This is a genomic window from Bradyrhizobium sp. i1.15.2, assembly GCF_040548425.1.
GTDB classification, from domain to species: domain Bacteria; phylum Pseudomonadota; class Alphaproteobacteria; order Rhizobiales; family Xanthobacteraceae; genus Bradyrhizobium; species Bradyrhizobium canariense.
Genome location: NZ_JBEPRQ010000018.1, coordinates 81,688 through 106,419 on the forward strand (window position 1 = coordinate 81,688; position 24,732 = coordinate 106,419).

General features: G+C 65.3%; 27 protein-coding genes and 2 tRNA genes. 17 read left to right on the forward strand and 12 right to left on the reverse strand.

Translation table 11 applies throughout. The features are described from left to right. Positions 1 to 66 precede the first annotated feature (66 nt). On the reverse strand, positions 67 to 846 hold the full coding sequence (locus ABIB80_RS26900; RefSeq protein WP_007602648.1) for an NAD kinase: 780 nt from the start codon (positions 844 to 846) through the stop codon (positions 67 to 69). 255 nt (positions 847 to 1,101) lie between these two features. Between ABIB80_RS26900 and ABIB80_RS26905 the strand changes: the two genes are divergently transcribed. Continuing rightward, positions 1,102 to 2,667 carry a S10 family peptidase gene (locus ABIB80_RS26905; RefSeq protein ID WP_354128754.1) on the forward strand — a complete coding sequence of 522 codons (1,566 nt, stop codon included), beginning with the start codon at positions 1,102 to 1,104 and terminating at the stop codon, positions 2,665 to 2,667. Here ABIB80_RS26905 and ABIB80_RS26910 read toward each other — a convergent pair. Together ABIB80_RS26910 and ABIB80_RS26915 are read right to left on the reverse strand one after the other, a co-directional pair. Next, the gene (locus ABIB80_RS26910; protein ID WP_219683808.1) at positions 2,654 to 4,042 is read right to left on the reverse strand and encodes a serine hydrolase domain-containing protein; all 1,389 of its coding nucleotides are present in this window, start codon (positions 4,040 to 4,042) and stop codon (positions 2,654 to 2,656) included. The two genes, ABIB80_RS26905 and ABIB80_RS26910, sit on opposite strands and share 14 nt — an antisense overlap. Before the next feature lie 108 nt (positions 4,043 to 4,150). Beyond that, on the reverse strand, positions 4,151 to 4,693 hold the full coding sequence (locus ABIB80_RS26915) for a tetratricopeptide repeat protein (RefSeq protein ID WP_219683806.1): 543 nt from the start codon (positions 4,691 to 4,693) through the stop codon (positions 4,151 to 4,153). 252 nt (positions 4,694 to 4,945) lie between these two features. On the opposite strand from ABIB80_RS26915, the gene ABIB80_RS26920 reads away from it, so the two are divergent. The 4 genes from ABIB80_RS26920 (at position 4,946) to ABIB80_RS26935 (ending at position 7,640) form a co-directional block, all read left to right on the forward strand. Then, entirely contained in the window at positions 4,946 to 5,359 is a 414-nt protein-coding gene (locus tag ABIB80_RS26920; RefSeq protein WP_219683805.1) for a His-rich protein BRANT, read from the forward strand. 390 nt (positions 5,360 to 5,749) lie between these two features. Continuing rightward, the gene (locus tag ABIB80_RS26925) at positions 5,750 to 6,145 is read left to right on the forward strand and encodes a hypothetical protein (RefSeq protein ID WP_035961651.1); all 396 of its coding nucleotides are present in this window, start codon (positions 5,750 to 5,752) and stop codon (positions 6,143 to 6,145) included. 290 nt (positions 6,146 to 6,435) lie between these two features. After that, positions 6,436 to 7,143 (forward strand): outer membrane protein, encoded by a 708-nt coding sequence (locus ABIB80_RS26930; protein WP_354128755.1) that lies wholly within the window; start codon positions 6,436 to 6,438, stop codon positions 7,141 to 7,143. Between the two features lie 254 nt (positions 7,144 to 7,397). Further along, positions 7,398 to 7,640 carry a hypothetical protein gene (locus tag ABIB80_RS26935; RefSeq protein ID WP_018455389.1) on the forward strand — a complete coding sequence of 81 codons (243 nt, stop codon included), beginning with the start codon at positions 7,398 to 7,400 and terminating at the stop codon, positions 7,638 to 7,640. 38 nt (positions 7,641 to 7,678) lie between these two features. Here the strand turns inward: ABIB80_RS26935 and ABIB80_RS26940 are convergent, their stop codons facing one another. Together ABIB80_RS26940 and ABIB80_RS26945 are read right to left on the reverse strand one after the other, a co-directional pair. Continuing rightward, positions 7,679 to 7,933, reverse strand: coding sequence for a hypothetical protein (locus ABIB80_RS26940; protein ID WP_219683802.1), 255 nt, complete (start codon positions 7,931 to 7,933; stop codon positions 7,679 to 7,681). 304 nt (positions 7,934 to 8,237) lie between these two features. Further along, a complete protein-coding gene (locus ABIB80_RS26945; RefSeq protein ID WP_219683801.1) occupies positions 8,238 to 8,612 on the reverse strand; it encodes a hypothetical protein in 375 nt (124 codons plus the stop codon). A gap of 102 nt (positions 8,613 to 8,714) precedes the next feature. Here ABIB80_RS26945 and ABIB80_RS26950 point away from each other — a divergent pair, with 102 nt between their 5' ends. After that, positions 8,715 to 8,879 (forward strand): hypothetical protein, encoded by a 165-nt coding sequence (locus ABIB80_RS26950; RefSeq protein ID WP_007602663.1) that lies wholly within the window; start codon positions 8,715 to 8,717, stop codon positions 8,877 to 8,879. 3 nt (positions 8,880 to 8,882) lie between these two features. On the opposite strand, the gene ABIB80_RS26955 is transcribed toward ABIB80_RS26950, so the two are convergent. Further along, on the reverse strand, positions 8,883 to 9,062 hold the full coding sequence (locus ABIB80_RS26955) for a hypothetical protein (RefSeq protein ID WP_198288282.1): 180 nt from the start codon (positions 9,060 to 9,062) through the stop codon (positions 8,883 to 8,885). 246 nt (positions 9,063 to 9,308) lie between these two features. Here ABIB80_RS26955 and ABIB80_RS26960 point away from each other — a divergent pair, with 246 nt between their 5' ends. From ABIB80_RS26960 to ABIB80_RS26975, 4 genes are all read left to right on the forward strand, one after another. Further along, positions 9,309 to 11,006: a methyl-accepting chemotaxis protein gene (locus tag ABIB80_RS26960; RefSeq protein ID WP_219683799.1), complete on the forward strand. Its 1,698-nt coding sequence runs from the start codon at positions 9,309 to 9,311 to the stop codon at positions 11,004 to 11,006. A gap of 247 nt (positions 11,007 to 11,253) precedes the next feature. Continuing rightward, positions 11,254 to 11,973, forward strand: coding sequence for a class I SAM-dependent methyltransferase (locus ABIB80_RS26965; RefSeq protein WP_219683797.1), 720 nt, complete (start codon positions 11,254 to 11,256; stop codon positions 11,971 to 11,973). 100 nt (positions 11,974 to 12,073) lie between these two features. Next, positions 12,074 to 12,736 carry a class I SAM-dependent methyltransferase gene (locus ABIB80_RS26970; protein ID WP_219683796.1) on the forward strand — a complete coding sequence of 221 codons (663 nt, stop codon included), beginning with the start codon at positions 12,074 to 12,076 and terminating at the stop codon, positions 12,734 to 12,736. 59 nt (positions 12,737 to 12,795) lie between these two features. After that, the gene (locus ABIB80_RS26975; RefSeq protein WP_219683794.1) at positions 12,796 to 13,209 is read left to right on the forward strand and encodes a GFA family protein; all 414 of its coding nucleotides are present in this window, start codon (positions 12,796 to 12,798) and stop codon (positions 13,207 to 13,209) included. 17 nt (positions 13,210 to 13,226) lie between these two features. Here ABIB80_RS26975 and ABIB80_RS26980 read toward each other — a convergent pair. Together ABIB80_RS26980 and ABIB80_RS26985 are read right to left on the reverse strand one after the other, a co-directional pair. Continuing rightward, positions 13,227 to 13,301 (reverse strand) — tRNA-Thr (locus tag ABIB80_RS26980). A gap of 165 nt (positions 13,302 to 13,466) precedes the next feature. Continuing rightward, positions 13,467 to 13,967 carry a hypothetical protein gene (locus tag ABIB80_RS26985; RefSeq protein WP_007602678.1) on the reverse strand — a complete coding sequence of 167 codons (501 nt, stop codon included), beginning with the start codon at positions 13,965 to 13,967 and terminating at the stop codon, positions 13,467 to 13,469. Positions 13,968 to 14,250: 283 nt separating this feature from the next. On the opposite strand from ABIB80_RS26985, the gene ABIB80_RS26990 reads away from it, so the two are divergent. Next, positions 14,251 to 14,736 carry a hypothetical protein gene (locus ABIB80_RS26990; RefSeq protein ID WP_219683793.1) on the forward strand — a complete coding sequence of 162 codons (486 nt, stop codon included), beginning with the start codon at positions 14,251 to 14,253 and terminating at the stop codon, positions 14,734 to 14,736. 43 nt (positions 14,737 to 14,779) lie between these two features. After that, on the forward strand, positions 14,780 to 15,313 hold the full coding sequence (locus tag ABIB80_RS26995; RefSeq protein ID WP_354128756.1) for a hypothetical protein: 534 nt from the start codon (positions 14,780 to 14,782) through the stop codon (positions 15,311 to 15,313). A gap of 61 nt (positions 15,314 to 15,374) precedes the next feature. On the opposite strand, the gene rlmB is transcribed toward ABIB80_RS26995, so the two are convergent. Further along, positions 15,375 to 16,205: a 23S rRNA (guanosine(2251)-2'-O)-methyltransferase RlmB gene (rlmB, locus tag ABIB80_RS27000; protein WP_219683789.1), complete on the reverse strand. Its 831-nt coding sequence runs from the start codon at positions 16,203 to 16,205 to the stop codon at positions 15,375 to 15,377. A gap of 206 nt (positions 16,206 to 16,411) precedes the next feature. Here rlmB and ABIB80_RS27005 point away from each other — a divergent pair. Beyond that, positions 16,412 to 16,497 (forward strand) — tRNA-Tyr (locus tag ABIB80_RS27005). Between the two features lie 111 nt (positions 16,498 to 16,608). Here the strand turns inward: ABIB80_RS27005 and ABIB80_RS27010 are convergent. Together ABIB80_RS27010 and ABIB80_RS27015 are read right to left on the reverse strand one after the other, a co-directional pair. After that, a complete protein-coding gene (locus tag ABIB80_RS27010; protein WP_354128757.1) occupies positions 16,609 to 17,640 on the reverse strand; it encodes an LLM class flavin-dependent oxidoreductase in 1,032 nt (343 codons plus the stop codon). Between the two features lie 150 nt (positions 17,641 to 17,790). Beyond that, positions 17,791 to 18,720, reverse strand: coding sequence for a LysR family transcriptional regulator (locus ABIB80_RS27015; RefSeq protein WP_354128758.1), 930 nt, complete (start codon positions 18,718 to 18,720; stop codon positions 17,791 to 17,793). Positions 18,721 to 18,826: 106 nt separating this feature from the next. Here ABIB80_RS27015 and ABIB80_RS27020 point away from each other — a divergent pair, with 106 nt between their 5' ends. From ABIB80_RS27020 to ABIB80_RS27030, 3 genes are read left to right on the forward strand one after another with little or no spacing between them, the layout of a single operon-like run. Next, positions 18,827 to 20,185, forward strand: coding sequence for an MFS transporter (locus ABIB80_RS27020; protein WP_354128759.1), 1,359 nt, complete (start codon positions 18,827 to 18,829; stop codon positions 20,183 to 20,185). Continuing rightward, entirely contained in the window at positions 20,182 to 20,679 is a 498-nt protein-coding gene (locus ABIB80_RS27025; RefSeq protein WP_219683782.1) for a GAF domain-containing protein, read from the forward strand. The genes ABIB80_RS27020 and ABIB80_RS27025 overlap by 4 nt, the downstream gene beginning before the upstream one ends. Positions 20,680 to 20,696: 17 nt before the next feature. After that, the gene (locus ABIB80_RS27030; protein ID WP_219683781.1) at positions 20,697 to 21,944 is read left to right on the forward strand and encodes a metal-dependent hydrolase family protein; all 1,248 of its coding nucleotides are present in this window, start codon (positions 20,697 to 20,699) and stop codon (positions 21,942 to 21,944) included. A 6-nt stretch (positions 21,945 to 21,950) separates the two neighbouring features. Here the strand turns inward: ABIB80_RS27030 and ABIB80_RS27035 are convergent, their stop codons facing one another. Next, complete coding sequence (locus ABIB80_RS27035; RefSeq protein ID WP_354128760.1) at positions 21,951 to 24,008, reverse strand: ATP-dependent helicase; 2,058 nt, start codon at positions 24,006 to 24,008, stop codon at positions 21,951 to 21,953. 127 nt (positions 24,009 to 24,135) lie between these two features. On the opposite strand from ABIB80_RS27035, the gene ABIB80_RS27040 reads away from it, so the two are divergent. Then, positions 24,136 to 24,726, forward strand: a complete 591-nt coding sequence (locus ABIB80_RS27040) for a TMEM175 family protein (RefSeq protein WP_007602905.1) — start codon at positions 24,136 to 24,138, stop codon at positions 24,724 to 24,726. Positions 24,727 to 24,732 lie beyond the last annotated feature (6 nt).

Below are 24,732 nucleotides of genomic sequence, written 5' to 3' on the forward strand. Positions count from 1 at the left end.
ACTTTCGTTAACCATATCTCGCCGGGGGTTAATGAAGGGTTGCGATCGGCAGTCCGGCGAGGCGGCTCAGGAGCCGAACTGCTCGCGCAAAATGCGCTCTTCCAGGCTGTGACCGGGGTCGAACAGCATGCGCATCGAGATGGTCCTGTCGGACAGCACCTCGACGCGGCGAACGTCGCGGACCTCGTCGTGGTCGGCGACCGCCGCCACGGGGCGCTTGTCGCCCTCCAGCACCTCGATCACGACATAAGCCGTGTTCGGCAGCAGCGCGCCGCGCCAGCGTCGCGGGCGGAAGGCGCTGATCGGCGTCAGCGCCAGGAGCGCGGCGTTGATCGGCAGGATCGGTCCCTGGGCGGACAGATTGTAGGCGGTCGAGCCGGCCGGCGTTGCCACCATGATGCCGTCGGCGATCAGCTCGGACATGCGCTCGCGCTCGTCGATCAGGATCCGCAGGCGCGCGGCCTGGTAGGTCTGCCGGAACAGGGCGACCTCGTTGATGGCGTGATGCAGGTGGACGCGGTCGTTGGCGTCGGTCGCGCGCATCAGGAGGGGGTGGATTTCGGATTCCTGCGCCGCCTCGAGACGGGCTCGAAGATCGACGGTCGAGTACTCGTTCATCAGGAAGCCGACGGTGCCGCGGTGCATGCCGTAGATCGGCTTGCCCGTATGCATGTGCTGATGAAGCGTCTGGAGCATGAGCCCGTCGCCGCCGAGTGCGACCACGATGTCGGCGTCCTTCGGATCGCAATTGCCGAAGTCCCTGGTGAGCTGGCCGAAGGCGGCTTGCGCCTCGCTGCTCGGGCTGGCGACGAAGGCGATCCGGTCGTATCGCGCTGGCTTGGTCATGGCTTCCGGGCAGGGCCGCTGGCTGGAGAAAGTTCCGCCGGGCTCGTCTAACGATCTCGCCCCCGATTGTCGAGGATGACCGCCCTTCACAGCAGACCGGCAACTGCCGATTCCGATTTGAGCACGAAACCGGGTCGGTTTGTGCCCAACCGGGCTCTTCAGGCACCACCGGAGCCATGATCCCCCAAACCGTCGCAATTCCGCGCTACCCTTACGGTCCGCACCGGCGGTCGTCGCCGGACAGGGAGAACGATCATGGCCACGAATATGCCGGCGCTCCGCCGCGCGACCCTGGTGCTGGCGGTGTCGGCCTTCGCGCTCGCAGGATTGGCGCGCGCCGACGATCCGCCGCAGCCGCGCGCCGAGGCGGCGGCACCAGCCGGACAGAAGGGCGGACGCGGCGGTGCACAAGGCGCATCGCAAAATTCATCGTCATCCGCCGAGCCGCACCGTCTTCCGTCGGATTCGACCACGAAGCAGACGCTCGATCTTCCCGGCCGCACCCTCAATTTCGCAGCGACCGCCGGATCGATCCGCGTGTTCGACGGCAAGGGCGAGCCTGTGGCCGACATCGCCTATACGTCCTATGAGCTCGACGGCGCCGACCGTGCGACGCGCCCCGTGACGTTCCTGTTCAACGGCGGGCCCGGTGCGTCCTCGGCATGGCTCCAGTTCGGCGCGGCCGGGCCTTGGCGGCTGCCGCTCGATGGCGAAGCGCTGTCGCCGTCCGCCTCGCCCGAGGTGAAGCCGAACGCGGAGACCTGGCTCGACTTCACCGATCTCGTCTTCATCGATCCCGTCAGCACTGGCTATAGCCGGTTCGTCGCGACCGGCGATGACGCGCGCAAATCGTTCTACTCCGTTGATGGTGACGTCAATTCGATCGCGCTCGTGATCCGCCGCTGGCTCGAGAAGCACGACCGGCTGACCTCGCCGAAATACGTCGCCGGCGAAAGCTATGGCGGCATTCGCGGGCCGAAGGTGGTGCGCCAGTTGCAGCTCCAGCACGGCGTCGGGGTCAGGGGATTGATTCTGGTGTCGCCGCTCCTGGACTTCCGTGAGTTCACCGGCACCAGCCTCCTGCAATATGTCGCGACGCTGCCGAGCTATGTCGCGGTGGCGCGTGAGGCGAAAGGTCCGGTCAAACGCGCCGATCTCGCCGACGCAGAGGCTTACGCGCGCGGCGAATTCCTGGCCGACCTCGTCAAGGGTGAGGCGGACAAGGAAGCGACCAATCGTCTTGCCGACAAGGTCGCCGAGCTCACCGGCATCGACCAGTCGGTGAGCCGTCGGCTTGCGGGCCGCTTCGACGTCGGCGAATTCCGCCGCGAATTCGACCGCAAGAACGGCAAGGTGACGGGGCGCTACGACGCCTCGGTGCGCGGCTTCGATCCCTATCCGGATTCCAGCAGCTCGCGGTTCGGTGATCCCTCCGGCGATGCGCTGCAGGCGCCGCTAACGAGTGCTGCGGTTGACCTGTTGACGCACAAGCTCAACTGGCGGCCCGATGGCTCCTACGAGGTGTTGAACGGCGCCATCGAAGGCCACTGGGATTTCGGCCGCGGCATCAACCCGCCGCAGTCGGTCTCCGAGCTGCGCCAGATCCTCGCCACGGATGCGAAGCTGAACGTGCTGGTCGCGCACGGCCTGTTCGATCTCGCCACGCCCTATTTCGGATCGAAGCGGGTGCTCGACCAGTTGCCGGCCTTCGCAATGCAGCGGGTCAAGTTCGTGGTCTATCCCGGCGGCCACATGTTCTATTCGCGCGACGGCTCGCGGCAGGCCCTTCGGAGCGAGGTCGAGACTCTCATTCGGGAGTAGGCGGGCGCTTGCGCGGCTTGTATCTCCGCGCGATCTCGCGGGCGACGGCGGCCGCAGGCTTGATGTTGGCGCCAGCGATCCAGACGTCACTAACCTTGCCGCGCTTGTCGCGGACGCGGCGCACCGGCTCGCTGTGGCTGGAGTAGCCGGCGGCCCAGGCGAGCTTGCCGGTGTCGCGGCCGGTGACCTCGATCTCGCCGGCATCCATGAACGGGTTGTTGAACTGAGGATTGGCGACCAGCACGCGGTTGCCCACGGGTACCAGATCGGTCGCGCCCCAGATCGTCCACCAGCGGCCGGTCCAGTCGCTCACGCGGCGGTCGGGTGCGCCACGGGTCTGGAAAACGCGCAGGATCTGCATCGCGCCGTCCATCCAGAACGGCGCTGCGCCGTCGATGGAGTTGCTGATGATGCTGATCGCGAGTTCGCAGGCGGGAATGGCGCAGGTCCGCGAGATATAGCCCTGGAAATGGCCGCCGTGGCCAAACCAGTCCCAGCCGTCGAGCCTGCCGGCGCCGATACCCAAGCCGTAATAGGCCTCGAAACTCTGCGGTATGCGCCAATGATGTCGCGTCATCTCGCGGCGGCTTGCGACCGACAGCAGGCTCTTTCTTGCGTTGGGCGCGAGCTGCGCGAAGAAGCGGGCGGTGTCGGCGGCGGTAGCGGCAAAGCCCGTGGCGGAAGCCATCGCGTGGGTGGGATTGTCGCCGGGGATCACGCATCGCTCTCCGTAGGGCACCCTTCGTGTGTGGCCGCGCGCGAACGGCGCCCCCTTGGGAAGCGGCGCGTCCGGCTCGGTCTCGCGCAGGCCCGCAGGTTCGATGATCTCGCGCTTCATCCAAACCCGGTAGGGCTCCTTCGTCACGGCCTCGATGATGAGACCAATCAGCCCAAAGCCGTGATTGGAATATTTGAAGCGTGTGCCCGGCTCGATTACGGTCGGCAGCTTCAATTCCGCGAGCAGCTCGCTCGCGTCGAGATAGGGACGGCTGTCGATGAACTGACCGGAATCGGCGCCGTCGCGCGTCAGTCCCGCGCTGTGCGACAGCACTTGCGCAATCGTCGTTTCCGCGACGCGCGGATGCAGGCCTCCGACATATTGGCCAATGGGATCGTCGAGCCGGAGCTTGCGCTGCTCGCGCAGCTTCATGATGCCGGCCGAGGTAAAGCTCTTCGAGTGCGAGGCGATGCGGAAACGGTGGCGCGGGGTGAGCTTCTCGCCGGTGTCGAGATTGGCGAGGCCGAACGCGTGCTCGGCGACGATTTCGCCGCGATGGGCGAATGCGATGACGACGCCGGGCTGCTGGATTGTGGTGTGCTGGAATTCGATCCAGAAGCCGATGTAGTCGATCGCGGATCGCAGCCAATTGTCCATTGCGCACCGGTTTGCGAGGGGAGGTTTGGTGGGCAAGCTAGCCGAGAACGCAGAACGGGCACAACCCTGCGGTTGTGCCCGTTCGCCTCGTGCGAAGATGCGATGCGTTTAATAGACGAGGGTCGCCCCGGTCGGCTTGTCGAGCGCGGCGGCGAGCGAGCGATACTCGGAGCTGTCGGTGCCGGCGAGCGAGGCGAGCTTGTTCAGGTGATACTGCGCCTGCTCGCGATTGCCCTGTTCGAGCTGCCAGAGGCCGTAATACTGCCAGGTGCGGACGTGGTTCGGATCGTCCTTCAGTGCCAGCTCGTAATAGATCTTCGACGACTGGTAATCGCCGAGCTTACGATAGGAGTAGCCGATCAGATTGGCGACGTCGGCGACGTCGTCGCGCTTGAGCGACTTCAGCTGGCCGATCGCGCCGGTGTAGTCGTGATTGTCATAGATCGTGGTGTAGGCGGTGCGATAGGCAGCAAGGAATTTCGGATCGCTGATGGAGGAGCTCTTCTTCTTGCCCTTCTTGGTCGAGGTGTCCGACGATGGCGGCGACGAGGGGGTGTCGCCACCTGCGGCATAAGCGCTGGTCAGAGCCGGCCCGGCCGCCAATGTCATGGCGACAAGTCCCGGCACAAGAAGCGTTGAGAGTTTGCGCATCTAAGTTCTCCGGTATGGAATGTGGCGATCCTACACGATTGCCCAAAGACCGGAACACCCATCAGGCAAAAACATTCCCGGCATCCTGGCCTATTCGCCCTGCGGGCGGATGACAAACTTGTCATCCAGATGAACGGAAGCCTGCTGCGGGCTTCAGATTGGGTTCAGTGCGTGCCCCCTAGGCTCCAACCTACGATCAAAGGGTTGGCGAGAGGGCGCCCGCCTCAAGATCCTTCCAAGAGGAGACCAACCATGTTGAAGACCATTTCCGCAGCCTTGCTCGCAGCTTCCGTGATCGCAGCCCCGGCCTTCGCAGCCGAGGCCGGCAAGACCACCACGACCACGCCGGTGATCAAGGCAGACCAGAGCCAGACCAAGGTGTCGACCACCGCCGCGAAACCGGATGCCGGCCTCAAGGCCGGTGCCAAGGCTTCGGACGTCAAGACTTCAGACGTCAAGGCTTCAGACGTCAAGGCTTCGGACGTCAAGGCGGACGCCAAGGTGGACACCAAGTCGAAGGCGATGAACGCCAACGCCGCGGTCACTCCCGACGAGCACAAGACCGTGCGCACGCATCGCCACCACCACAAGCATCTCTCAGCGAAGAAGTCGCTGAAGACGCAGCCGGACGTGACCAAGCCGGCGACGATGGAGAAGCGCAGCTAACGACTGATCCTGCGCGGCGGCGTCCTAGCATTGCCCCAACCGCCGCGTGAGGAATTCAGGACCGGCCCGTTCGTCACGCCTTGGGCGAAAGCTCGAGGTGCTGGCGGCGGGCCGGTACGACCATGCTGAAGCCCGCAAGCAACGCCCCAGGTTTGGCGGCCGCAAACAAAACCTCGAAAAACAACCCCATGCACAGTAGCGGGTCGTAGATAAATCAATGGTTTGACGGGTGGCTCATCTGCGGATTTTACGAAGCCGTTTGACTCGTCGGGCAAAACACCTGTAGACATGCATCATTGCAACCTTGGGGCTGGAACGTCTTCGAGACTGATCGAGCGGAGAGCGTAAGCGGTGCGGCGACTAGCGGAACGCGCAGTGAGCTTGGCGTTGATGCTGGCACTGCCGCTGGCGCTCACGGGATGTTTCGGCAGCGATGGTGACCGTCCAACTCTGATGGACGGGACTCAGGCCGGAGGTCCACAACCGTTCCCGGATAATTTCCGTGGCGACACGCTGGCCTTGATGCGCAGCTATTTGAACAATCCTGTCGGCGTGCGTGACGCCAGCATGGCTGAGCCGGTGCAGCGCGAGGTCGGAGGCCGGCAGTTCTATGTCAGTTGCCTGCACTTCACCCCACGCGAGACCGACGGCACGTACAAGGCCATGAGGGAGCGCGCCGTGATCTTCGTCAACGGTCGGGCGGACCGCGTCGTTGATCGTGCCAGCGAGCTGTGCGCGGGCGCGGTTTACGTACCCTTTCCGGAACTTGAAAAGATGACGCGGTAGCGCAAAGCCCACCTTCATCGCTTGGTGATAGGACAGAGCCCGCCGGAGCTGCCGGATCACATTTCGGGGAGCTTTGAACGAAGTGGTTTTGCGTTGCGACTAATCGTTACGGCGGGTTCTGTTTCCGACGGAAAAAAAACCGTCGGCACGCGCCTGCGGGACGGAACAAAATCGCGTTGTTGCCGCTCCGTCACAGTCACGAACGATCAACGTTCCGGCATCGCCTCGAAGCAACCCAATTCACGCCACGTTGTTTCCTGAGTGTCGAATTTGAAAGAACGGGGATGATCATGAAAAGGATTTTGCTGGGTGCAGTTGCCCTGCTTGCGCTGGCCGCGCCGGCTGCAGCAGCCGACATGCAGGCGCGCACCTACACCAAGGCTCCGGCCTACACGCCGCCGCAGGTGATCTACAACTGGACCGGCTTCTACATCGGCGGCCATGTCGGCGGCGCCTTTGCCGGCGACAGCAGCTTCCCGTCGAGCGACGCGCGCTTCCTCGGCGGTGTTCAGGGCGGCTTCGACTACCAGTTCGCGCCCAATTGGGTCATGGGTGTCGAGGCCCAGTATTCCTGGCTGCCGACCAACAACGGCGGCGCTACGTTCCCGCTGGGCACGCAGGTGACCTCCAATACCGACCAGCTCGGCTCGGTGACCGGCCGCATCGGCTACACCTGGGGTCCGGCGCTGCTTTACGCCAAGGGCGGTTATGCCTGGCGCAATGGCGGCCTCGGCGTCAATATTGCCGGGGTGCCGCAGCCCTTCACCGCCACCGGCAACAGCAAGGATGGCTATACCGTTGGCGCTGGCCTCGAATACATGTTCGCGCCGAACTGGTCCGCCAAGGCCGAGTACCAGTATTACAACTTCGGCAGCACGACGATCACCTCCGGTCCGGTCGACGTTGTCGGCGTCCGCGGCCGGGAGGACGAGCATACCGTCAAGGTCGGCGTGAACTACCGCTTTGGCTGGGGCGGTCCGGCAGCCTCGCGCTACTGACGCGCCACCAACAACCACGATCTGACGAAAGGCCGGCTCCCGCCGGCCTTTCGTTTGCCGGGCTCCGGTTGCCACCTCCTGTCGTTTGCATTGCGTCAACCATCTGGCGCGTCATTTGCAAGCAAACGTTTTGGCGCGCGCTTTCTCACGCGCGTCATGGAGCTCGGGTAAAGCAAAAATAATTTTTGCAGCTTACGGAACTCGCGCGCCGGAACGCGTTATATGAGAATTACCGGGCTGGTGGGACGACGGACATGCGTATCTTGGTGTCGGCTGTGGTGCTCTCGTGCTTCGTCAGTTTGCCGTGCGCTGCCCAAACAATCCTCAAATCCGAGCCTCTGATGCTGGCACCCTATGAGGTGGCCTTCGTCAAGGACGCCTCGTGCTCCTCCGGCAAGGTGCTGAAGGTCACCGGCGCGATCCGCGGGCTGCATCGCCGGAAGGCCTGCGTGGCTCTGGCGGGCGAGCAGGCCTCGCTGGCCACCGCGACGCCCTGAGCTTTCCTGAGCTCCGGCTTCCCAGCTTCGATCCGTCTTTACGAATTCAGCTCGAGCTCCATCCTCGCCTGGCGATCGGCCTCCGCCTTGTTCCTCGCGGGGTCCTCGCCCTGTGCGGCCTGGCACGGCTTGATCTCGTAATCGTTGTCGAGCACCCGGCGTGGCCCGGGGCGGTCGTCATCCGCGGTTACGTCCACGACGAGGCCACTTCGCTGCGCGAGGCTCCAGACGTCGGACTCGTCAGGATAGGCCTTGCTGATCTGGGCGTCGTTGCAGAACAGGGCGTAGGGCATTCTTCCCGCTCCCGGAAAGCGCATTAACGACTTTGCGGGGGAGGGGTTCCGGTCGGACGGTCGATCACGCGGCCGTGATCGGGGTCGTCGGGTCCTGAGTCCTTAACGAGTCCTGAATCCCGAAAAAAAGAATCCCCGGGACTCGTTTGGCGGAATCAGCGGATGTTTTCGGCCATGACGACGGACCTGAAAACCTCTTGCGGGCGCATGCTGCTGCCCCTCACGCTGGCCCTGTTCGGCGCCTGCGCGGCCAATCTCTGGCTGGTGTGGTCCTGGCTTTAGGCCAGCGACGGGAGATCCGGCTTTACTTGTCAGCCGGTGGACGGGAGGAGGGGTCGCGGATGGCGGCGCGCAGTTTGGTCAAAGTGGCCGCGCAATATTCCTCGCGCTCGCGCTCGAACCGCTCCTGATGCTTGCGGAAATTGGCGATGCGGGCCTGCATCTCGGTGCGGACGTCGTGGCTCGCCACCCGCGGCGGCGGGAGAGGCAAGGGCTGCGGCGGAGCGGCCTGAAGTGGCTCGGTCTCGACGACGGTGTTGGCGGGGACGATCTGCACCGACGCGGCCACTGTCGCCATCGGGATCTCCGGTGGATGCAAGTCATCCTTTTTGCCGGTGACCGATTGGACGAAGGCCATTGTCTGCGCGATCAGCGCGTCGCGTTCCGTGATCCACTTCATGGTGCACCCCTGTCGGGGCTATTCCAGCAAAGCTGGCCGGCCGAATCAAGAAGCTGTTGCGTGGGGGATTGCATATTTTTCCCGGCCGCCCGACAGTGGGGAATGGATGCCAAAGCAGACCATTCAGCCGAAGCCGAGGGCTTGAGGCTCGTCCGCGCGTTCCTCTCGCTGCCGCCCGACAAACGGGCGGAGGTGATCGCGTTCGTTGAGGAGTTGGCCCGCGCCAAACGCCGTCCCGAGGAAGGCGCCGACGTCTCGCCGGGGTGAGGGCTAGCGCTCCCGCGGATTGAGGTTGGGCCGGAACGGAGCCCCGACCACCCGAACCGGCGTCGAAGCGGGCACGTCGATCGCCGCCGTTTCAGCCTGCCGCTTTGCCGGAGCCGGTTCGAACAGCGCAATTGCCGCGGCCAAGGCGCTACAGCACAGCGTCACGGTGGCCAGCAGAAACATGTTTCGGTTTTCTTCCCTGATCCGCATGGGCCGACAACGGAGGACACCGGCGACCGGTTCCGGCATTCCACGCCCGGCTCGCGCCCCGGAATAGGCCGAAGCTTACGCGAAGCTTACGGCGGAAGCCAAAATAGTTAGTTTTCCGTAAGACTACCCGGGACATTTGGCATCAAATCTTAACGTCAGCTGGTTCCAATGCACGGTGCTGGGAATATGCATCGGCAGAAAATCACTGGGGCGGCTGCAATGAGCGTTTTGAACAATCTGAAAATCGTGTGGAAGGTCGCGCTGATCGTCGCCGTGATGGGCTTTGCCATGGTCGCCGTCGCCGGCTTCGGCACGCGCGAACTCTCGGCAACTGTCGACGGCTTCGCCGAGCTTTCCGCCGCGCAATCCTCGGCGCTCAACCTGACGCGGGCCCAGCGCCGCGCCGAGACCTATCATGCCGCGCTCTATGCGGTCTTCACCGAGGCGACGGAGGCGGGCAACGCCAACCGCCTCAAGACCGCGACCCAGAACCGCGACGAGATCCGCCAATACCTCGAGGCAGCCGAACAGGACGATCCCGCGCGCGCGAGCCAGATCAAGAGTATCGGCGACCAATTGAAAGCCGTGTTCGCCGGCTGCGATCCGGTGCTGAAGGCAGGCTCGCTCGCGAGCAGCCCGGAAGAGAATGCCAAGGCGGCCGAGCGTGCGCACAAGGAGTGCGATCCGGTGATGGATGCGGCCTTGGGGCGCGTTGCCAAGTTCGTGGGCGAGACCGCAGAGGCGGTCGCCAAGAGCAAGGACGCCATCAACCGCGACGCCAGATCCGCGACCTGGACGGTGATCGGCGTCAGCGCCGGCGGCCTGATCATGGGTATCGCGATCGCGCTGTTCATCGGCCTCAATGCGATGTCACGGCCGATTGCCCGCCTCAAGCTCGCCATGGAGGGCCTTGCCCGCAACGATCTCAAGACCGAAGTGCCCGAGAAGGACCGCCGCGACGAGATCGGCGACATGGCCAGGACGGTCGAAATCTTCAAGACCAACGGGATCGAGGTCGAGCGCCTCAAGGCTTCGCAGGTTGAAGTGGAGAAGCAGGCCGCCGATCAGCGTAAGCGCGACATGGTCAACCTTGCCGACGGCTTTGAGCGCGCGGTCGGCGAGATCATCGAGACGGTGGGCTCGGCGTCCACCGAGCTCGAAGCGTCGTCCTCGACGTTGGCCACCACCGCGCAGCGTGCGCAGGAGCTCACTTCGGTCGTCGCGGTCGCGTCGGGTGAAGCGACCAGCAACGTGCAGTCGGTTGCGACGGCCACGGAGGAGCTGTCCTCCTCGGTCAACGAGATCAGCCGCCAGGTGCAGGAATCGGCGCGGATGGCGGGCGAGGCCGTCACCCAGGCTCGCACCACGACGGTGCGCGTCAGCGAGCTCTCGGTTGCGGCGACGCGCATCGGCGACGTCGTCGAGCTGATCAACACCATTGCCGGCCAGACCAACCTCCTGGCGCTCAACGCCACGATCGAGGCGGCACGTGCCGGCGAGGCCGGCCGCGGCTTCGCCGTCGTCGCCGCCGAGGTGAAGACGCTGGCCGAGCAGACCGCGAAAGCGACCGGCGAGATCAGCCAGCAGATTTCCGGTATCCAGACCGCGACCCAGGAATCCGTCAACGCGATCCGCGACATCTCCGCGACGATCGAGCGGCTCTCGGAAGTGTCGTCGACCATTGCCGCGGCCGTCGAGGAGCAGGGCGCCGCGACCCAGGAGATCTCGCGCAACGTGCAGCAGGCCGCCCACGGCACCCAGCAGGTCTCCACCAACATCGCCGACGTGCAGCGCGGTGCAGCCGAGACCGGCTCGGCCTCCTCGCAGGTGCTTTCCACCGCCAAGATGCTGGCGACCGACAGCAACCGGCTGAAGGATGAGGTCGGGAAATTCCTCCACACGGTGCGCGCCGCCTGAGTCCGGCGCGGCGGCTTCGTCCGCCGCGCTGCGCACTCATCGCGCCAGCAGAAATCCCATTGCGAATGCGAACAGCACGGCCGTCATGACGACGGCCGCCGTCGCGCCGGCGGCGATCCTGGCCTTCTCTTTGACGGTGGGGCGCATCGGTCCTGCAATCTACCTCATGTTGAACTCTGATCCAATCTATGGTCAGTAGCCGCGCCCGCGACACGCGCGGCCAACATGCATTCCGGAAGGTCGATCCATGAACGAGGATGTCAGCGACGGCTGGGCCGCGTCCGCGGTCGCCTGGATCGTCGAGCAGGGCGAGGACGGCGACTATGGCCGACGCTTCGTGCTGGACGCGCCGATGCGGGCGCGGATCGAAGGGCGAGGCTTCCGCAATGCGCTCGACGTCGGCTGCGGCGAGGGGCGCTTCTGTCGCATCATGCAGCGCGCCGGTATCCGCACCACTGGCGTCGATCCAACCGAAGCGCTGCTCGCGCGTGCCATGGAGTTAGACCCGCAGGGCGACTATCGGCTCGGCCGAGCCGAGACGATGGATTTCGGCGCGGAGTTCGATCTGGTCGTCAGCTATCTCAGTTTGATAGACATGCCCGATCTCGCTGGATCTGTCGCGAGGATGGTGGCGGCGCTGCGGCCGGGCGGTACGCTCTTGTTCGCCAACCTGACCAGCTTCAACACCGCCGGTCCGTCCGAGGGCTGGACACGTGACGGCGAGGGCGTCTTGCGCTTCGTCATCGATCATTACATGGACGAGCGGCCGACCTGGGTGACATGGCGCGGCATTCGCGTCCAGAACTGGCATCGTCCGCTCTCCACCTACATGACGCTGCTGCTCGATCACGGACTCCAGTTGCGCCTGTTCGTTGAGCCGCAGCCTACGGGCGGTGATCCCGACAGAATTGCCCGTCATCGCCGGGTGCCCTTTTTCCACATCATGGAGTGGCAGAAGCCGGCTTGAGGGACGAGGCCTGCGATTTCGGACGCGCAGTTGAACTGCTAGTGTGTTCGCGACGGAATCTTGATTTGAGGTCCGCCCGACGACCGCCAATCGTCCACCCGTGCTCGCCCATGAGCGGTTCGCCGCCGACCGCGACAATTTCGCGGGCCTCGGCCTCGCCGCGCGGTTCGAGCGGATCGAGCAGACCAACCTGTGGGGCGCGGCTAGTTCGGTGTCGGGCCTCGGCTCGGAGGACCCCGCGACCGCAGCGGTCCGCGAGGTGCTTCCTCCACTGCTGCAACGGCTCGGCGCGCGCTCGCTGCTCGATGCGCCCTGCGGGGACGCGGGCTGGATCGGCCGCGTGAGGCTGGATCTCGACTACACCGGCATCGACATCGTTCCGTCGCTGATCGCGGCCAATCGCCAGCGCGTGGCGGGCGGCGAGTTGTCCGGCCGGTTTCTCGTTGCCGACATCACGCGCGATGCACTGCCGCGCGCGGATGTCGTTCTGTGCCGGGACTGCCTGGTGCATTTGAGTTTCGGCAATATCGCCCGCGCCGTCGCGAACTTTCGCGCCAGCGGCGCGCATTTCCTGCTGGTCACGACGTTTCCCGAATGGGACGACAATCGCGATTGCGAGGACGGCGACTGGCGCGCGCTGAACATGGAGAAGGCGCCGTTCGACTGGCCGGCACCGCGCGAGCTGATCAAGGAGCATTGCGAGGAGGGCGGTGGCGGCTGGCGCGACAAGAGCCTCGGGCTGTGGGCGCTGGATCAATTGTAGCCCGGCTCGCGCTGCGCTCCATCCGAACCACAGGACCAACGAGAGTGGAGTGAATTCCGATGATCGATGCCCAATGCAGGTGCGGCGCGCTCACGCTGTCGCTTCCGGGACCGTCCAGCCTCGTCGTCGCCTGCCACTGCATTGACTGCCAGCGTCGAACCGGCGCGCCGTTCGGGGTCGGTGCGTTCTATCCGGCGGAGGGCGTCACGATCTCGGGGACGTCGAACGAATACGTCCGGACAGCCGCAAGCGGCGGCAAGGTCCGCAGCTATTTTTGCCCCGAGTGCGGTTCGACGGTCTATTGGAAGGCGGACAATCTGCCTGCGATGGTCGGCGTTGCCGTCGGCGCTACCGCGGATCCGAACTACCCGGCGCCCATCCGCTCGGTTTTCGAACAGTCGAAACATGCCTGGGTGGAAATATCAGGCGCTGAGCACTTCCAGCAAAGCAGCGCACCGAAGCATTCGAAGTGAGCGTTGCGCTCAAAGGCTGGTGCCGGCTGAGGGGATTGAACCCCCGACCTTCGGTTTACAAAACCGCTGCTCTACCGCTGAGCTAAGCCGGCGACGCCTGGAGAAGCGGGCAGGGACCAGCATACGCCGGAGCCGTCCACCCGTGCGCGCCGCAATACCAGACTTGACCGGAAAGTGCCAGAACCCGCGATGCCCGATGCAGACACGAATCAGGCGGCCCGAAGGCCGCCTGATCTGTCGCGTTCGGTTGAATCGCCTTATTGGCAGATGTGCCGGCGGCCGTCTTCGCCCTTGAACCAGGTGCCGGGCGTGCAGACGAAGCCGTTGCGCTGGGCGTAGGTGCGGGTGTCCCAACCGCGATTGTCCCAGCCGCGGTTATCCCAGCCATTGTCGTAGGCGTAGGCGTCGTTCGTGGCACGGAACGGGGCGGTTGCGATTGCGCCTGCAGTCCCGATGGCTGCGCCGGCCACGCCAGCGGCTGTTCCGACCGCGCCGGCGGCGACGTCGGTCGGCCAGAAGCCGGTGCGGCTCCTGTTCCAGTCGTTATTCCAGTCGCCGTTGTTGGTCTGGCGATAGGACACGCGACGATGCCGATAGCCGCTGTCGGTGTACGGATTTCCCGGTCCGACGTTCTGGCAGTTGGCGTTGGGGAATTGCGCCGCGCAGCGGCCGGGATTGGTGATCACGGCCTGCGCCATGGCAGAGCCCGTCACGAGGGTCGCCGCAATCGCCGTGGCTCCGAGAAGTTTGACGTTCATGATTGTTTGGCTCCCGTTTTGTTGACGGGGGCTAAACGCCGAAGACGCCGGACGTTCCGCTGAAACCGGCGGATTTTCGTGAGCGGCAGTCAAACGGAAGTGAGCACGCGCGATGGTTCCGGACTGCAGGGTCCGGCGGCGTTAATGCTTCACTAGTTCGCTTTGCAGCATTTGAGCGGCGCGCAATCCTTACACATTAGGCTTACCGGCAATTGGAGAGAGGGCCTTAACCCTCTCTGCGTCGCCATCGGGTAGGTTGTCGCCGGATAAATGGGATCCTCTCATGCGCGCATCTGCGCTCGCCGCCTTTCTGATCGGACTGCCCGCGTCGGCGTTTGCCGGCGGCGGCTTCGATATCGTCGTTCCCGGTCGCCCCGGCGTGCCCATCATCATCAACAACATCGACGCGTCCTATGCCGTGGTCGAGGGGACCTGGGGCCTGGGGAAGAACGTGCAGGTGCAGCCCACGATCTATGGCGGCCGCTATATCGCCGAGCGCCAGCCTGAGGACGTCGGCCATTATTACCCGACGCTGGGCCTGCGGCCCGGCTATGGCCGGCTCGAGGTCGAGCCGCCCGCGAACCGCAAAATGCCCAAGCCGGCCGAGAGCTATCACCAGAGCTGGGGCGCGCAATCGGCGCCGCTGCCGCCGCAGATGGACGTGCCCGTCAATCCGCCGCCGGTGATCCTCGCGCCTGAGATCAACGACTATCCGCGGCGTCCTCGGCCGCGGCCGCGTACAGAGATGCCCGGCAGACCGCCGGGTTAAGAAACGACAAAATCCAAAAAACGGAAATCAACAGGAGAGAGTAATGCGTCAGATGATTTCGGGACTGGTCGCGGCGGCTGCCGTGATGTTCGCCGCCACCGCGCCCGCCGCGGCCTGCGGCTTCGATCCGTGCCAGCCGGTCGCGCCGGTCTATTCCGGCTGCAACACCGGCTGCGGCGGTTATGGGGCCGGCTACGGCTACGGCTACGGCGCCTATGAGCGTCTCGCCGAGCCCACCACGCAATATTATCACGTCAACCAGGGCCCGACCTACACCGGTCCGGGCACCTTCGCGCCGTATCCGACCTACCGTGAGGACGCGGTGGTTGCGCCCGCCAATTACGGCTACGGCCGTGGCTATGGCCATGGGCACGGCTATGGCTATCGCGCCGCCGCGGTCGAAGCCCCGGCCGCCTATCCCTACCGCCGCCCGTATTACCGTCCGTATCGCTACGGCTACGGCCCGCGCGCCGGCTATCTGCCGCGCACGCATTACGGCTACGGTCCGCGCTACGGCTACGCCCCGCGCCATGTGCCGTACTACGGCGGCCACCGCGTGCTGCGTCGCTATTACTGATCGCTTGATCGGTTAAACCAACGAGACGCCCGTCCGCGATGCGGACGGGCGTTTTGTTTTGTCACCGCTTCATCAGCCCGAGCCGGCTGGCGCCGACATAGAGCGAGAGCACGGCGGCATTCGAGACGTTGAGGCTCTTGATCTCGCCGGGCATGTCGAGCCGCGCCACGACGCTGCAGGTCTCGCGCGTCAATTGCCGCAGGCCCTTGCCTTCGGCACCCAGCACCAGGGCGAGCGGCTCGCGCAGGGTGACCTCGGAGAGATCCGCGCTGCCTTCACTGTCCAGCCCGACGGTCTGGAAGCCGAGCTCGTTCAGCGTGGTCAGTGCGCGGGCGAGGTTTTGCACCGTCACCATCGGCACCAGCTCCAGTGCGCCGGAGGCGGCCTTGGCCAGCACGCCGGTCGCTTCCGGACTGTGGCGCGCGGTGGTGACGATCGCCTTCACGGCGAAGGCCGCAGCCGAGCGCAGGATGGCGCCGACATTGTGCGGATCGGTGATCTGGTCGAGCACCAGCACGATGCCGTCCTGCTCTAAATCCTCGATGTCGGGCGAGGGCAGGGGATCGGCCTCGGCGAGCAGGCCCTGGTGCACCGCGTCGGGCGACAGCAGCCGGTCGATCTCCTGGGGCCGGACGATCTCGGGCGTGATGCGGGTTGCGATGTTCTCGTCCGCCAGACGCCTTGCGGCATTCTCGGTCAGCGTCAGCTTGCGGATCTGCCGCTGGGGGTTGGCGAGCGCCATGGTGACGGTGTGCCAGCCATAGAGGATGACGGGACCGTCGGTGTCCGAATCGCGATCGCGCCGGGCCGGGCGACCGGCCGATTTTCCGGGCCTGTTGAAGGGCTTAGACCCGCCGCGGGGGCCCCTCGGGTTGAATTTTCGATCCTTCATGGGCTCGCTTGTGTCACGGGTCCCGGAATATGGCAATTTGGGTGGTGTCGGGGGCGATTTTAGCTGTTCGCCTCGGTTGACTTTACCCCATCGCTTCGCCGATAACCGCGCCCGGTCGCGCCCCCATCCGGGCTGTCGCGGCCTTCACGTTCCATGGCCGTCTTCGGTCGCCGGCAAGGTCCGGCCCGATTGTGCTGCCGTCGAGCGGGGGAGTGTCCCGAGTGGCAAAGGGAGCTGACTGTAAATCAGCCGCCTTATGGCTTCGCAGGTTCGAGTCCTGCCTCCCCCACCACGCTTCGCCCTTCGGGCTTCGCGTGGCGCAGCCAACGTGATGCGCGAAGGACGGAGCGTGGTGTCCGGCGAAGCCCGTAGGGCGAAGACGGACTGAGCGGATCCGATCGCCTTACCCCATCATCTCGCGCACCATCGGCACCACCTTCCGGCCGTAGAGCTCAATGCTCTTCATCAGCTTCCCATGCGGCAGCGGGCCCGCTGAATACTTCAGCTGAAACCGCGAAATGCCGAGTGCCTTGGCGGTCTTGGCGATCTTGCGCGCGACCGTCTCCGGCGAGCCGACATAGAGCGAACCGTGCTCGGCCTCATTGACGAACTCGTCGCGGCCCATCGGTGGCCAGCCGCGTTCCTTGCCGATGCGGTCGCGCATCGCCTTGTAGTCGGGCCACAGCTCCTCGCGCGCCTGTTCGTCGGTCTCGGCGACATAGCCGGGCGAATGCACGCCGATCGGCTGGGCCGGGCGGCCGAACTCCCTGAACGCGCGGTGATAGAGATCGACGAAGGGCGCGAAGCGCGCGGGATCGCCGCCGATGATCGCGAGCATCAAGGGCAGGTCGTAATGCGCGGCGCGCACCACCGATTGCGGACTGCCGCCGACGCCGATCCAGGTCTTGAGCGTGCCGTTCGCGACCGGGGGATAGACCAGCTGTCCCTTGAGCGGCGGACGCAGCTTGCCTTCCCAGGTCACCGGCTTCTGCGACAGCAGCGCTGCGAACAGATCGAGCTTCTCTTCGAACAGCGCTTCGTAAGCCCGCAGGTCGAAACCGAACAGCGGAAAGGATTCGGTGAATGAGCCGCGGCCGAGGATCACCTCGGCGCGCCCGTTCGAGAGCGCGTCCAGCGTGGCAAAGCGCTGGAAGACGCGGATCGGATCATCCGAGCTCAGCACCGTCACGGCCGAACCGAGATGGATGCGCCTGGTCCGCGACGCGATGGCGGCCAGCACGGTCTCAGGGGAGGAGATCGCGAAGTCGGCGCGGTGATGTTCGCCGAGGCCGATGAAGTCGAGGCCGAGCTCGTCGGCCAGCACCGCTTCGTCGACGACGTTGCGGATCACCTGCGCGTGCGGAAGCATCGCGCCGGAGGTATCTGTGGTGACGTCGCCAAAGGTGTCCAGTCCGAATTCAAGCGGTGCGGTCATTGATGAGGTCTCTGCGGGCGCGGCTTGCGCGCCTGTCACTGGGGGAGGGGATTGGTTTGGTTGGAGCTAAGCAGCCGGGTCTGATGCGCAATGCTGCTTCGAGAAACCCATTGTTTCCCTTTCTTCTTGGTGTCGGGGGGGGCCGCGGCTTCAGTCGGACCTGGCGAACATCTCGACCAGGGTCTCGCGCAGCCAGCGCTGCGCCGGCACGGTGTCGTTGCGCTGGTGCCAGAACAGGCTGACGATGCGCGGCGGCGCCTTGAGCGGAAGCGGCATGGCGTGCAGGAACGGCGCGTGCCGGGATTGCGAGCGCAAATCGCTCGGCAGCACCGCAATCAGGTCGGACTGGCGCACCACCTCGTAGGCGGCGCTGTAGTGATTGACGGTCGCGACCAGGTTGCGCGATAGCCCGCGCGAGGCGAGGAAGAGGTCGTAGGACGGCAAGGTCTTGCCGGCGAGGCTCACATCGACATGCCCCGCGTTGAGGAAGCTGCGCGTGCTCAGCCGCTTCATCGCCGCGACCGGATGGCCGCGCCGCATGAAACAGGCGTAGTCGACGGTCCACAGCGAGCGCGAGCGGATGGCGGCCGGTTGCTGCGCCTCGTTGACATAGACGCTGAGCACGCAATCAACGCGATTGTCCTCGAGCTGGTCGGCGATCTCCACGACGGTGTTGGGAACGGTGTGGATTCGCGCCTTGGGCGCGACCTTGCCGAAATGGTTCAGCAGGTTCGGCATCACCAGCGAGGCGACGTAATCCGACATCGACAGGCTGAACTCTGTCTGCGCACGGTGCGGGTCGAACACCTGCTCGTCGAGCGCGCCGCGGACGGTTTCGAGCGCTTCGCCGATCGGCTCCCACAGCACCACGGCGCGTTGGGTCGGACGGATGCCGGTGCCGGACCTGACGAACAGGGGATCGCCGAGCGCGTCCCGCAGGCGTGCGAGCGCGTTGCTGACCGCAGGCTGCGTCATCAGAAGCGCGTTGGCGGCGCGCGTGACGCTGCCCTCGGTCATCAGGGCCTCGAAGACTTTCAGCAGGTTGAGGTCGAGCTTTCGGAACGACAGAACATTCACCACAGTAATGTACTAGATCATGATTATAAATTATGACGATAATATCTCCTTGTCTATGGTTCCCCCAGGGATGAGCGGAGTGCCGGCCGCCAGACAGAGGGGGACTTTCATGTCGATGATTTCGGCGCGCATCGAGCGCCTTCCATTCGCGCGTTTCCATAAGCATCTGCTGCTGATGGGCGGGCTCGGCTATACATTCGACGCGATGGATGCAGCGGTGCTGGCGTTCATCCTGCCGGTGTTGCGCACGACCTGGAATCTGTCGAGCGTGCAGATCGGCGTGCTCGGCAGCAGCACCTATATCGGCTTCCTGTTCGGCGCGCTGCTGGCGGGCACGCTGGGTGACCTGATCGGCCGTCGTGCGGTGATGATGTCGGCGCTGGCGCTCTATTGCGTCGCATCCATCGTCAGCGCGGCGGTGAACGACTGGTCGTCCTTCTTCGCCGCCCGGGTCGTCGCGGGCATGGGCACCGGCGCGGAGAGCGCAATCATTGCGCCCTATCTGGCGGAATTCGTCGCACGGCGTTACCGCGGCAGCTTTACCGGCGCGCTGGCCGGATTCTTCTCCTTCGGTTTCGTGGCGTCGGCCTTGCTCGGCTATTTCATCGTGCCAGCCTATGAGAACGGCTGGCGCATCGTTCTGGTGATCACCGCGGTGCCGGTCGTCATGCTGCTGTGGTGGCGCAGGGCGCTGCCGGAATCGCCGCGCTGGCTGGAAAGCCGGGGCCGTGAGGAGGAAGCCGCAGCCGTGCTCGACAGGATTGAGGCCGGCTTTGCGAGCCAAGGCCATGTCCTGCCACAACCGGTCGTCGAAGCCGCGGCGCCTGCCGTGACTGGTGGGACGCTGCTTGCCAATTTCGCCGCGCTCCTCGCCGGCCGCCAGGCGCGCATCACCATCATGACCTGGATCATGTGGCTTGCGATCACGTTCAGCTACTATTCCTTCTTCGTCTGGATCCCCGGCCTTCTGGTCCAGAACGGCATGAGCATCACCAAGAGCTTCGCCTATTCGATCGCGATCTATTGCGCGCAGATTCCCGGCTATTTCAGTGCCGCGTATTTCAACGAGCGCATCGGCCGGCAGGCGACCATCGCCTCCTACATGGTGCTTGGCGGCGCAAGCGCGCTCGGCCTCGCCTTCGCGCAGAGCGACCAGCACATCATGGTGGCGGGAATTCTACTGTCCTTCTTCATGAACGGCACCTATGCGGGCGTCTATGCCTATACCGCCGAGGTATTTCCGACGGCGGTCAGAACCACCGGCGCCGGGCTCGCTTCCGCGATCGGCCGCATCGGTGCGATCGTCTCGCCGATCCTGGTCGGCTATCTCTATCCCAATTTCGGCTTCGCCGGCGTCTTCGGCCTCACCACAAGCGTGCTGCTGTTAGGCGCGCTCACCGTGGTGCTGATGGGGGTGCCGACGCGCGGCCGTTCGCTGGAAGAGATTGCGGCGGGTGAAGTCGCGTGAGGGAAACAAAACGCCGGTCCGATCCGCTGCTCTGCGCCGTGGCGGCCGCGCAGGGCAGGGCGGATCAGCCGGATGCCCTGTACTCGGCGCTGGACGACGCCTTGAAATCGGCGATCGGCCACAAGCTGTTCACGATCCTGACCTATGACGACGACACGAGGGAAGCAGCGCGGGTGTATTCCAATCTCCCCGGACCTTACCCGGCGGGCGGACGCAAACGCCTGGCGCCGGGGCCGTGGACCGAGGCTGTGCTGGACCGCGGCGAGGCCTATATCGGCCGCACCCGGGACGATCTGCGCGAGGTGTTTTCCGATCACGAGCTGATTGCTTCGCTCGGCTGCGCGAGCGTGCTCAACATGCCCGTGCGCTGGCGCGGGCGCACGCTCGGCTCGCTCAATCTGCTCCATGAAGCAGGCTGGTACGGCGAGGACGATGTCGCTGCGTGTCTTCCATTCGCCCAGCTCGCTCTGCCCGCGCTGCTCATCCAGTCCTGATCAGACAGGAAGTCGTCATGTCCCGTGTGCTCTTCAAGAACGCCGCTCTGCTCGATCCGCTCCAGCCGGACCTCCTGGAGGGACATCACGTGCTGGTCGAGGACAGTCTGATCAAGGAGGTCTCCGATCGGCCGCTCCAGGTGGAAGCCGACCGCACGATCGATCTGAAGGGCAAGACGCTGATGCCCGGCCTGATCGACCTGCATGTGCATGCGATCGCCGTCGAACTCAATCTGGCGCAGCAGGTGCACATGCCCAACGTGCTGGTGACGCTACGCTCGACGCTGCTGCTGCGCGGCATGCTGCGGCGGGGCTTCACCACCGTGCGCGACGCCGGCGGTGCCGGCCATGCGCTGAAGCAGGCGATCGAGACCGGGCTCACCGACGGACCGCGGCTGTTCGTCTCGGGACGTGCGCTCAGCCAGACCGGCGGCCACGGCGACATGCGGGCCCGCTCGGACTACCTCGCCAGCGACGCACCGTGCCCGTGCTGCGTGCGTGTCGGCGCGCTGGCGCGCGTTGCCGACGGTGTCGATGGCGTGCGAAGGGCGGCCCGCGAAGAGCTCCAGATGGGCGCCGACCAGATCAAGATCATGGCCTCCGGCGGCGTCGCCTCACCGACCGACCCGGTCGGCGCCTTCGGCTACTCCGAGGACGAGATCCGCGCCATCGTCGAGGAGGCGCGCGGGCGTCAGACCTATGTGCTCGCCCACGCCTACACCGCTGCTGCGATCGAACGCGCCATTCGCTGCGGCGTGCGCACCATCGAGCACGGCAATCTGGTCGATGCTCCGACCGCGCAACTGATGGCCGAGAAGGGCGCCTATGTGGTGCCGACGCTCGTCACCTACGAGGCGCTGGCCAACGAGGGCGCCCAATACGGCCTGCCGCCCGAAAGCGTGGCCAAGATCGCCGATGTCCGCGACGCCGGCCTGCGTTCGCTCACGATCTATCGCGATGCCGGCGTGAAGATGGGGTTCGGCAGCGACCTGCTCGGACCGTCGCAGCGTCTGCAGAGCGACGAATTCCGCATCCGCGCCGAGATTCTCGGTCCGCGCGCCGTCATCGCCAGCGCGACATTGGTCGGCGCCGAGGTGCTCGGCATGGAGGGCAAGCTCGGGCGCATCATGCCCGAAGCCATTGCGGACCTGCTGGTGGTCGACGGCAATCCGCTGCGCGATGTTGCCTGCCTGCTCGGCCAGGGCGAGCACATCCCGATGGTGATGAAGGCAGGCAAGGTCCAGTTCGACCGGCTGGGCGCGTAGCCGGCGTTACCGCCACATTCCGCGCATTCGAGCGCCGATGTCGACCTTCGGGCCTTGCGCGGCGGTGCGCGCTGCGCTTGCCCCGGCCTTCGGCCAGGCAGTGCGCTCGAACAGATAGACCAGCTGCTCCGGGATGAAGCGGGTGCGCGAGGCGTAGACGTGGCGGTCGCCCTTGGCTGCCTGGCCGTGGGTGAAGAAGCGCTGCGGCACCACGAGGTGCAGGTCGTCCTTGGCGCGCGTCATCGCGACATAGAGCAGGCGGCGTTCCTCCTCGAGCTCGGCGCTGGTGCCGGCGCCGAGATCCGACGGCATGCAGCCGTCGACGACGTTGAGCACGAACACCGATTTCCACTCCTGGCCCTTGGCGGAGTGGATGGTGGAGAGGATCAGATAATCCTCGTCGCGCAAGGGTGGCCCGGATTTGTCGCTGGTCGCATCCGGTGGATCGAGCGTGAGCTCGGTCAGGAATTTCTCGCGCGAGGCATAGCCGCTCGCGATCTGCTCGAGCTGCATCAGATCGGCGCGGCGCGTCTCGGAATCCTCGTGCAGGCGATCGAGATGCGGTTCGTACCAGAGCCGCACGCGTTCGAGGTCAGCCGGCCATTCCGAATAGCGCAAATTTTCGATGGTGCGGACGAAGCCGGTCCAGTCCGCGCCGGTGCGCGGCGGCACCGGGAGCTGGCCGAGCGCGGCGAGCGGATCGGAGCTCTCCGCCATCTGGTCGAGCACACGCTGCGCCGTCGCAGGTCCGATGCCCGGCAACAGATGCAGGATGCGAAAGCCGGCGACGCGGTCGCGCGGATTCTCAGCGAAGCGCAGCAGTGCCAGCACGTCCTTGACATGCGCGGCATCGAGAAACTTGAGCCCTCCGAACTTGACGAAGGGAATGTTGCGGCGGGTGAGCTCGATCTCCAGCGGGCCCGAATGCGAGGACGTTCGGAACAGCACCGCCTGGTGCTTCAACAGCGCGCCTTGCTCGCGAGTGGCCAGCACTTGCTCGACGATGTAGCGGGCCTGGTCGGCCTCGTCGTGCACGGTGACGAGCTGTGGTTTTTGCGTGCCGGCGCGGTCGGTCCAGAGGTTCTTTGTAAAGCGCTCGCGCGCCAGGCCAATGACGCCGTTGGCCGCTGCCAGCACGGGTTGCGTCGAGCGGTAATTGCGGTCGAGCGTGATCATCTCGGCGCGCGGCGAGAAGCTCTGCGGAAAATCCAGGATGTTGCGGACAGTGGCGGCGCGGAACGAATAGATCGACTGCGCGTCGTCGCCGACGACGGTGAGGCCGCGCCCGTCCGGCTTCAGCGCCCGCAGGATCGAGGATTGCAGGCGGTTGGTGTCCTGATATTCGTCGACCAAGACGTGATCGAAGCGGCCGCCGATTTCTTCCGCGATCGTCGCATCGCTCATCATCTGCGACCAGTAGAGCAGGAGGTCGTCGTAATCGAGCACGTGCTGGGCCTGCTTGGCCTCGACATAGGCCGCGAACAGGCCCTTCAGCTCGGGCGCCCAGCCTGCGCACCAGGGATAATGCGCCCCCAAAACCTTCTCGATCTCCATCTCGGCATTGACGCAGCGGGAGTAGATCGACAGGCAGGTGCCTTTGGCGGGAAAGCGGCTCTCTGTCTTCGACAATCCGCGCTCGTGCCGGACCAGATTCATCAGATCGGCGGAATCCTCGCGGTCGTGGATGGTGAAGGCAGGATCGACGCCGATCCGCTCGGCATATTCGCGCAGCAACCGTGCGCCGATGCCGTGGAACGTGCCGGCCCAGCTGAGCGCGTCGCGCATGATCGCGGCGTTGTTCTCGCCAAGCACTTTTCGGGCGATGCGCTCGACCCGGCCGGCCATCTCGGCCGCGGCGCGCCGCGAGAACGTCATCAGGAGGATGAGGCGCGGATCGCTGCCCGCGACGATCAGGTGCGCGACGCGATGGGCCAGCGTGTTGGTTTTGCCGGAGCCTGCACCGGCGATGACGAGCAGGGGCGCGCCCACGGTCGCACCATCGGCCACACCATGCTCCACGGCGCGGCGCTGCTCCGCATTGAGCGTGTCCAGATATGTCGCCACGAATCGCCCCGGTGAAACAGCCAGACTCGGCGATCCCGCTGCGAATCGCAATGCGTCTGGACGGGACCGATGTTAAGACCTAGGGACAAGACGGCCCAAGGTTCCATTCCGAAAAGCGCCACCCGGCATGACCGAGCTCAAATCCGACCAGTTCGAGATGCGACGGCTGGAATCGCTCAGCAACACCATTTTTGGCGTTGCCATGACGCTGCTCGCCTACGATCTGCCCAGGGCCGCGGTCTTCACAAGCGCGCCCGACTGGAACGATCTGGCCCGGGTCTATTCCGGCAAGCTCGCGGGTCTTGCGCTCAGCTTCATCATCGCCGGCGTGTTCTGGATCAGCCATCACCGCCGGCTGGCGCGCCAGCCCGTCGGCAGCCGCGGCGCGGTGATCCTCAATCTGTTTTTCCTGCTGTCGATCGTGCTGCTGCCGGTGACCAACGGCCTCTACACCAACTACCCCACGAGCAGTGCGGTCGCCGTGCTCTACGGCCTGCACCTGACCACCATCGCCGGCCTCAATGCCTGGCTGTGGTGGAGGATCCTGGGCGGCTGGCGCCACGAGATCATGGCCTCGCTGTTTCCGCTGCTGGTGTTTATTCCGGGCACGGTCGTTGCGGCGTTCGCGCCGCAGGTCGCGCCGTTCGTGTGGTTCATCGCCTTCGGCGGCCTGCTGATCCAGCGCTTCTATGTCGGGCCGACCGGGACGGACGCGTAGGGCCGC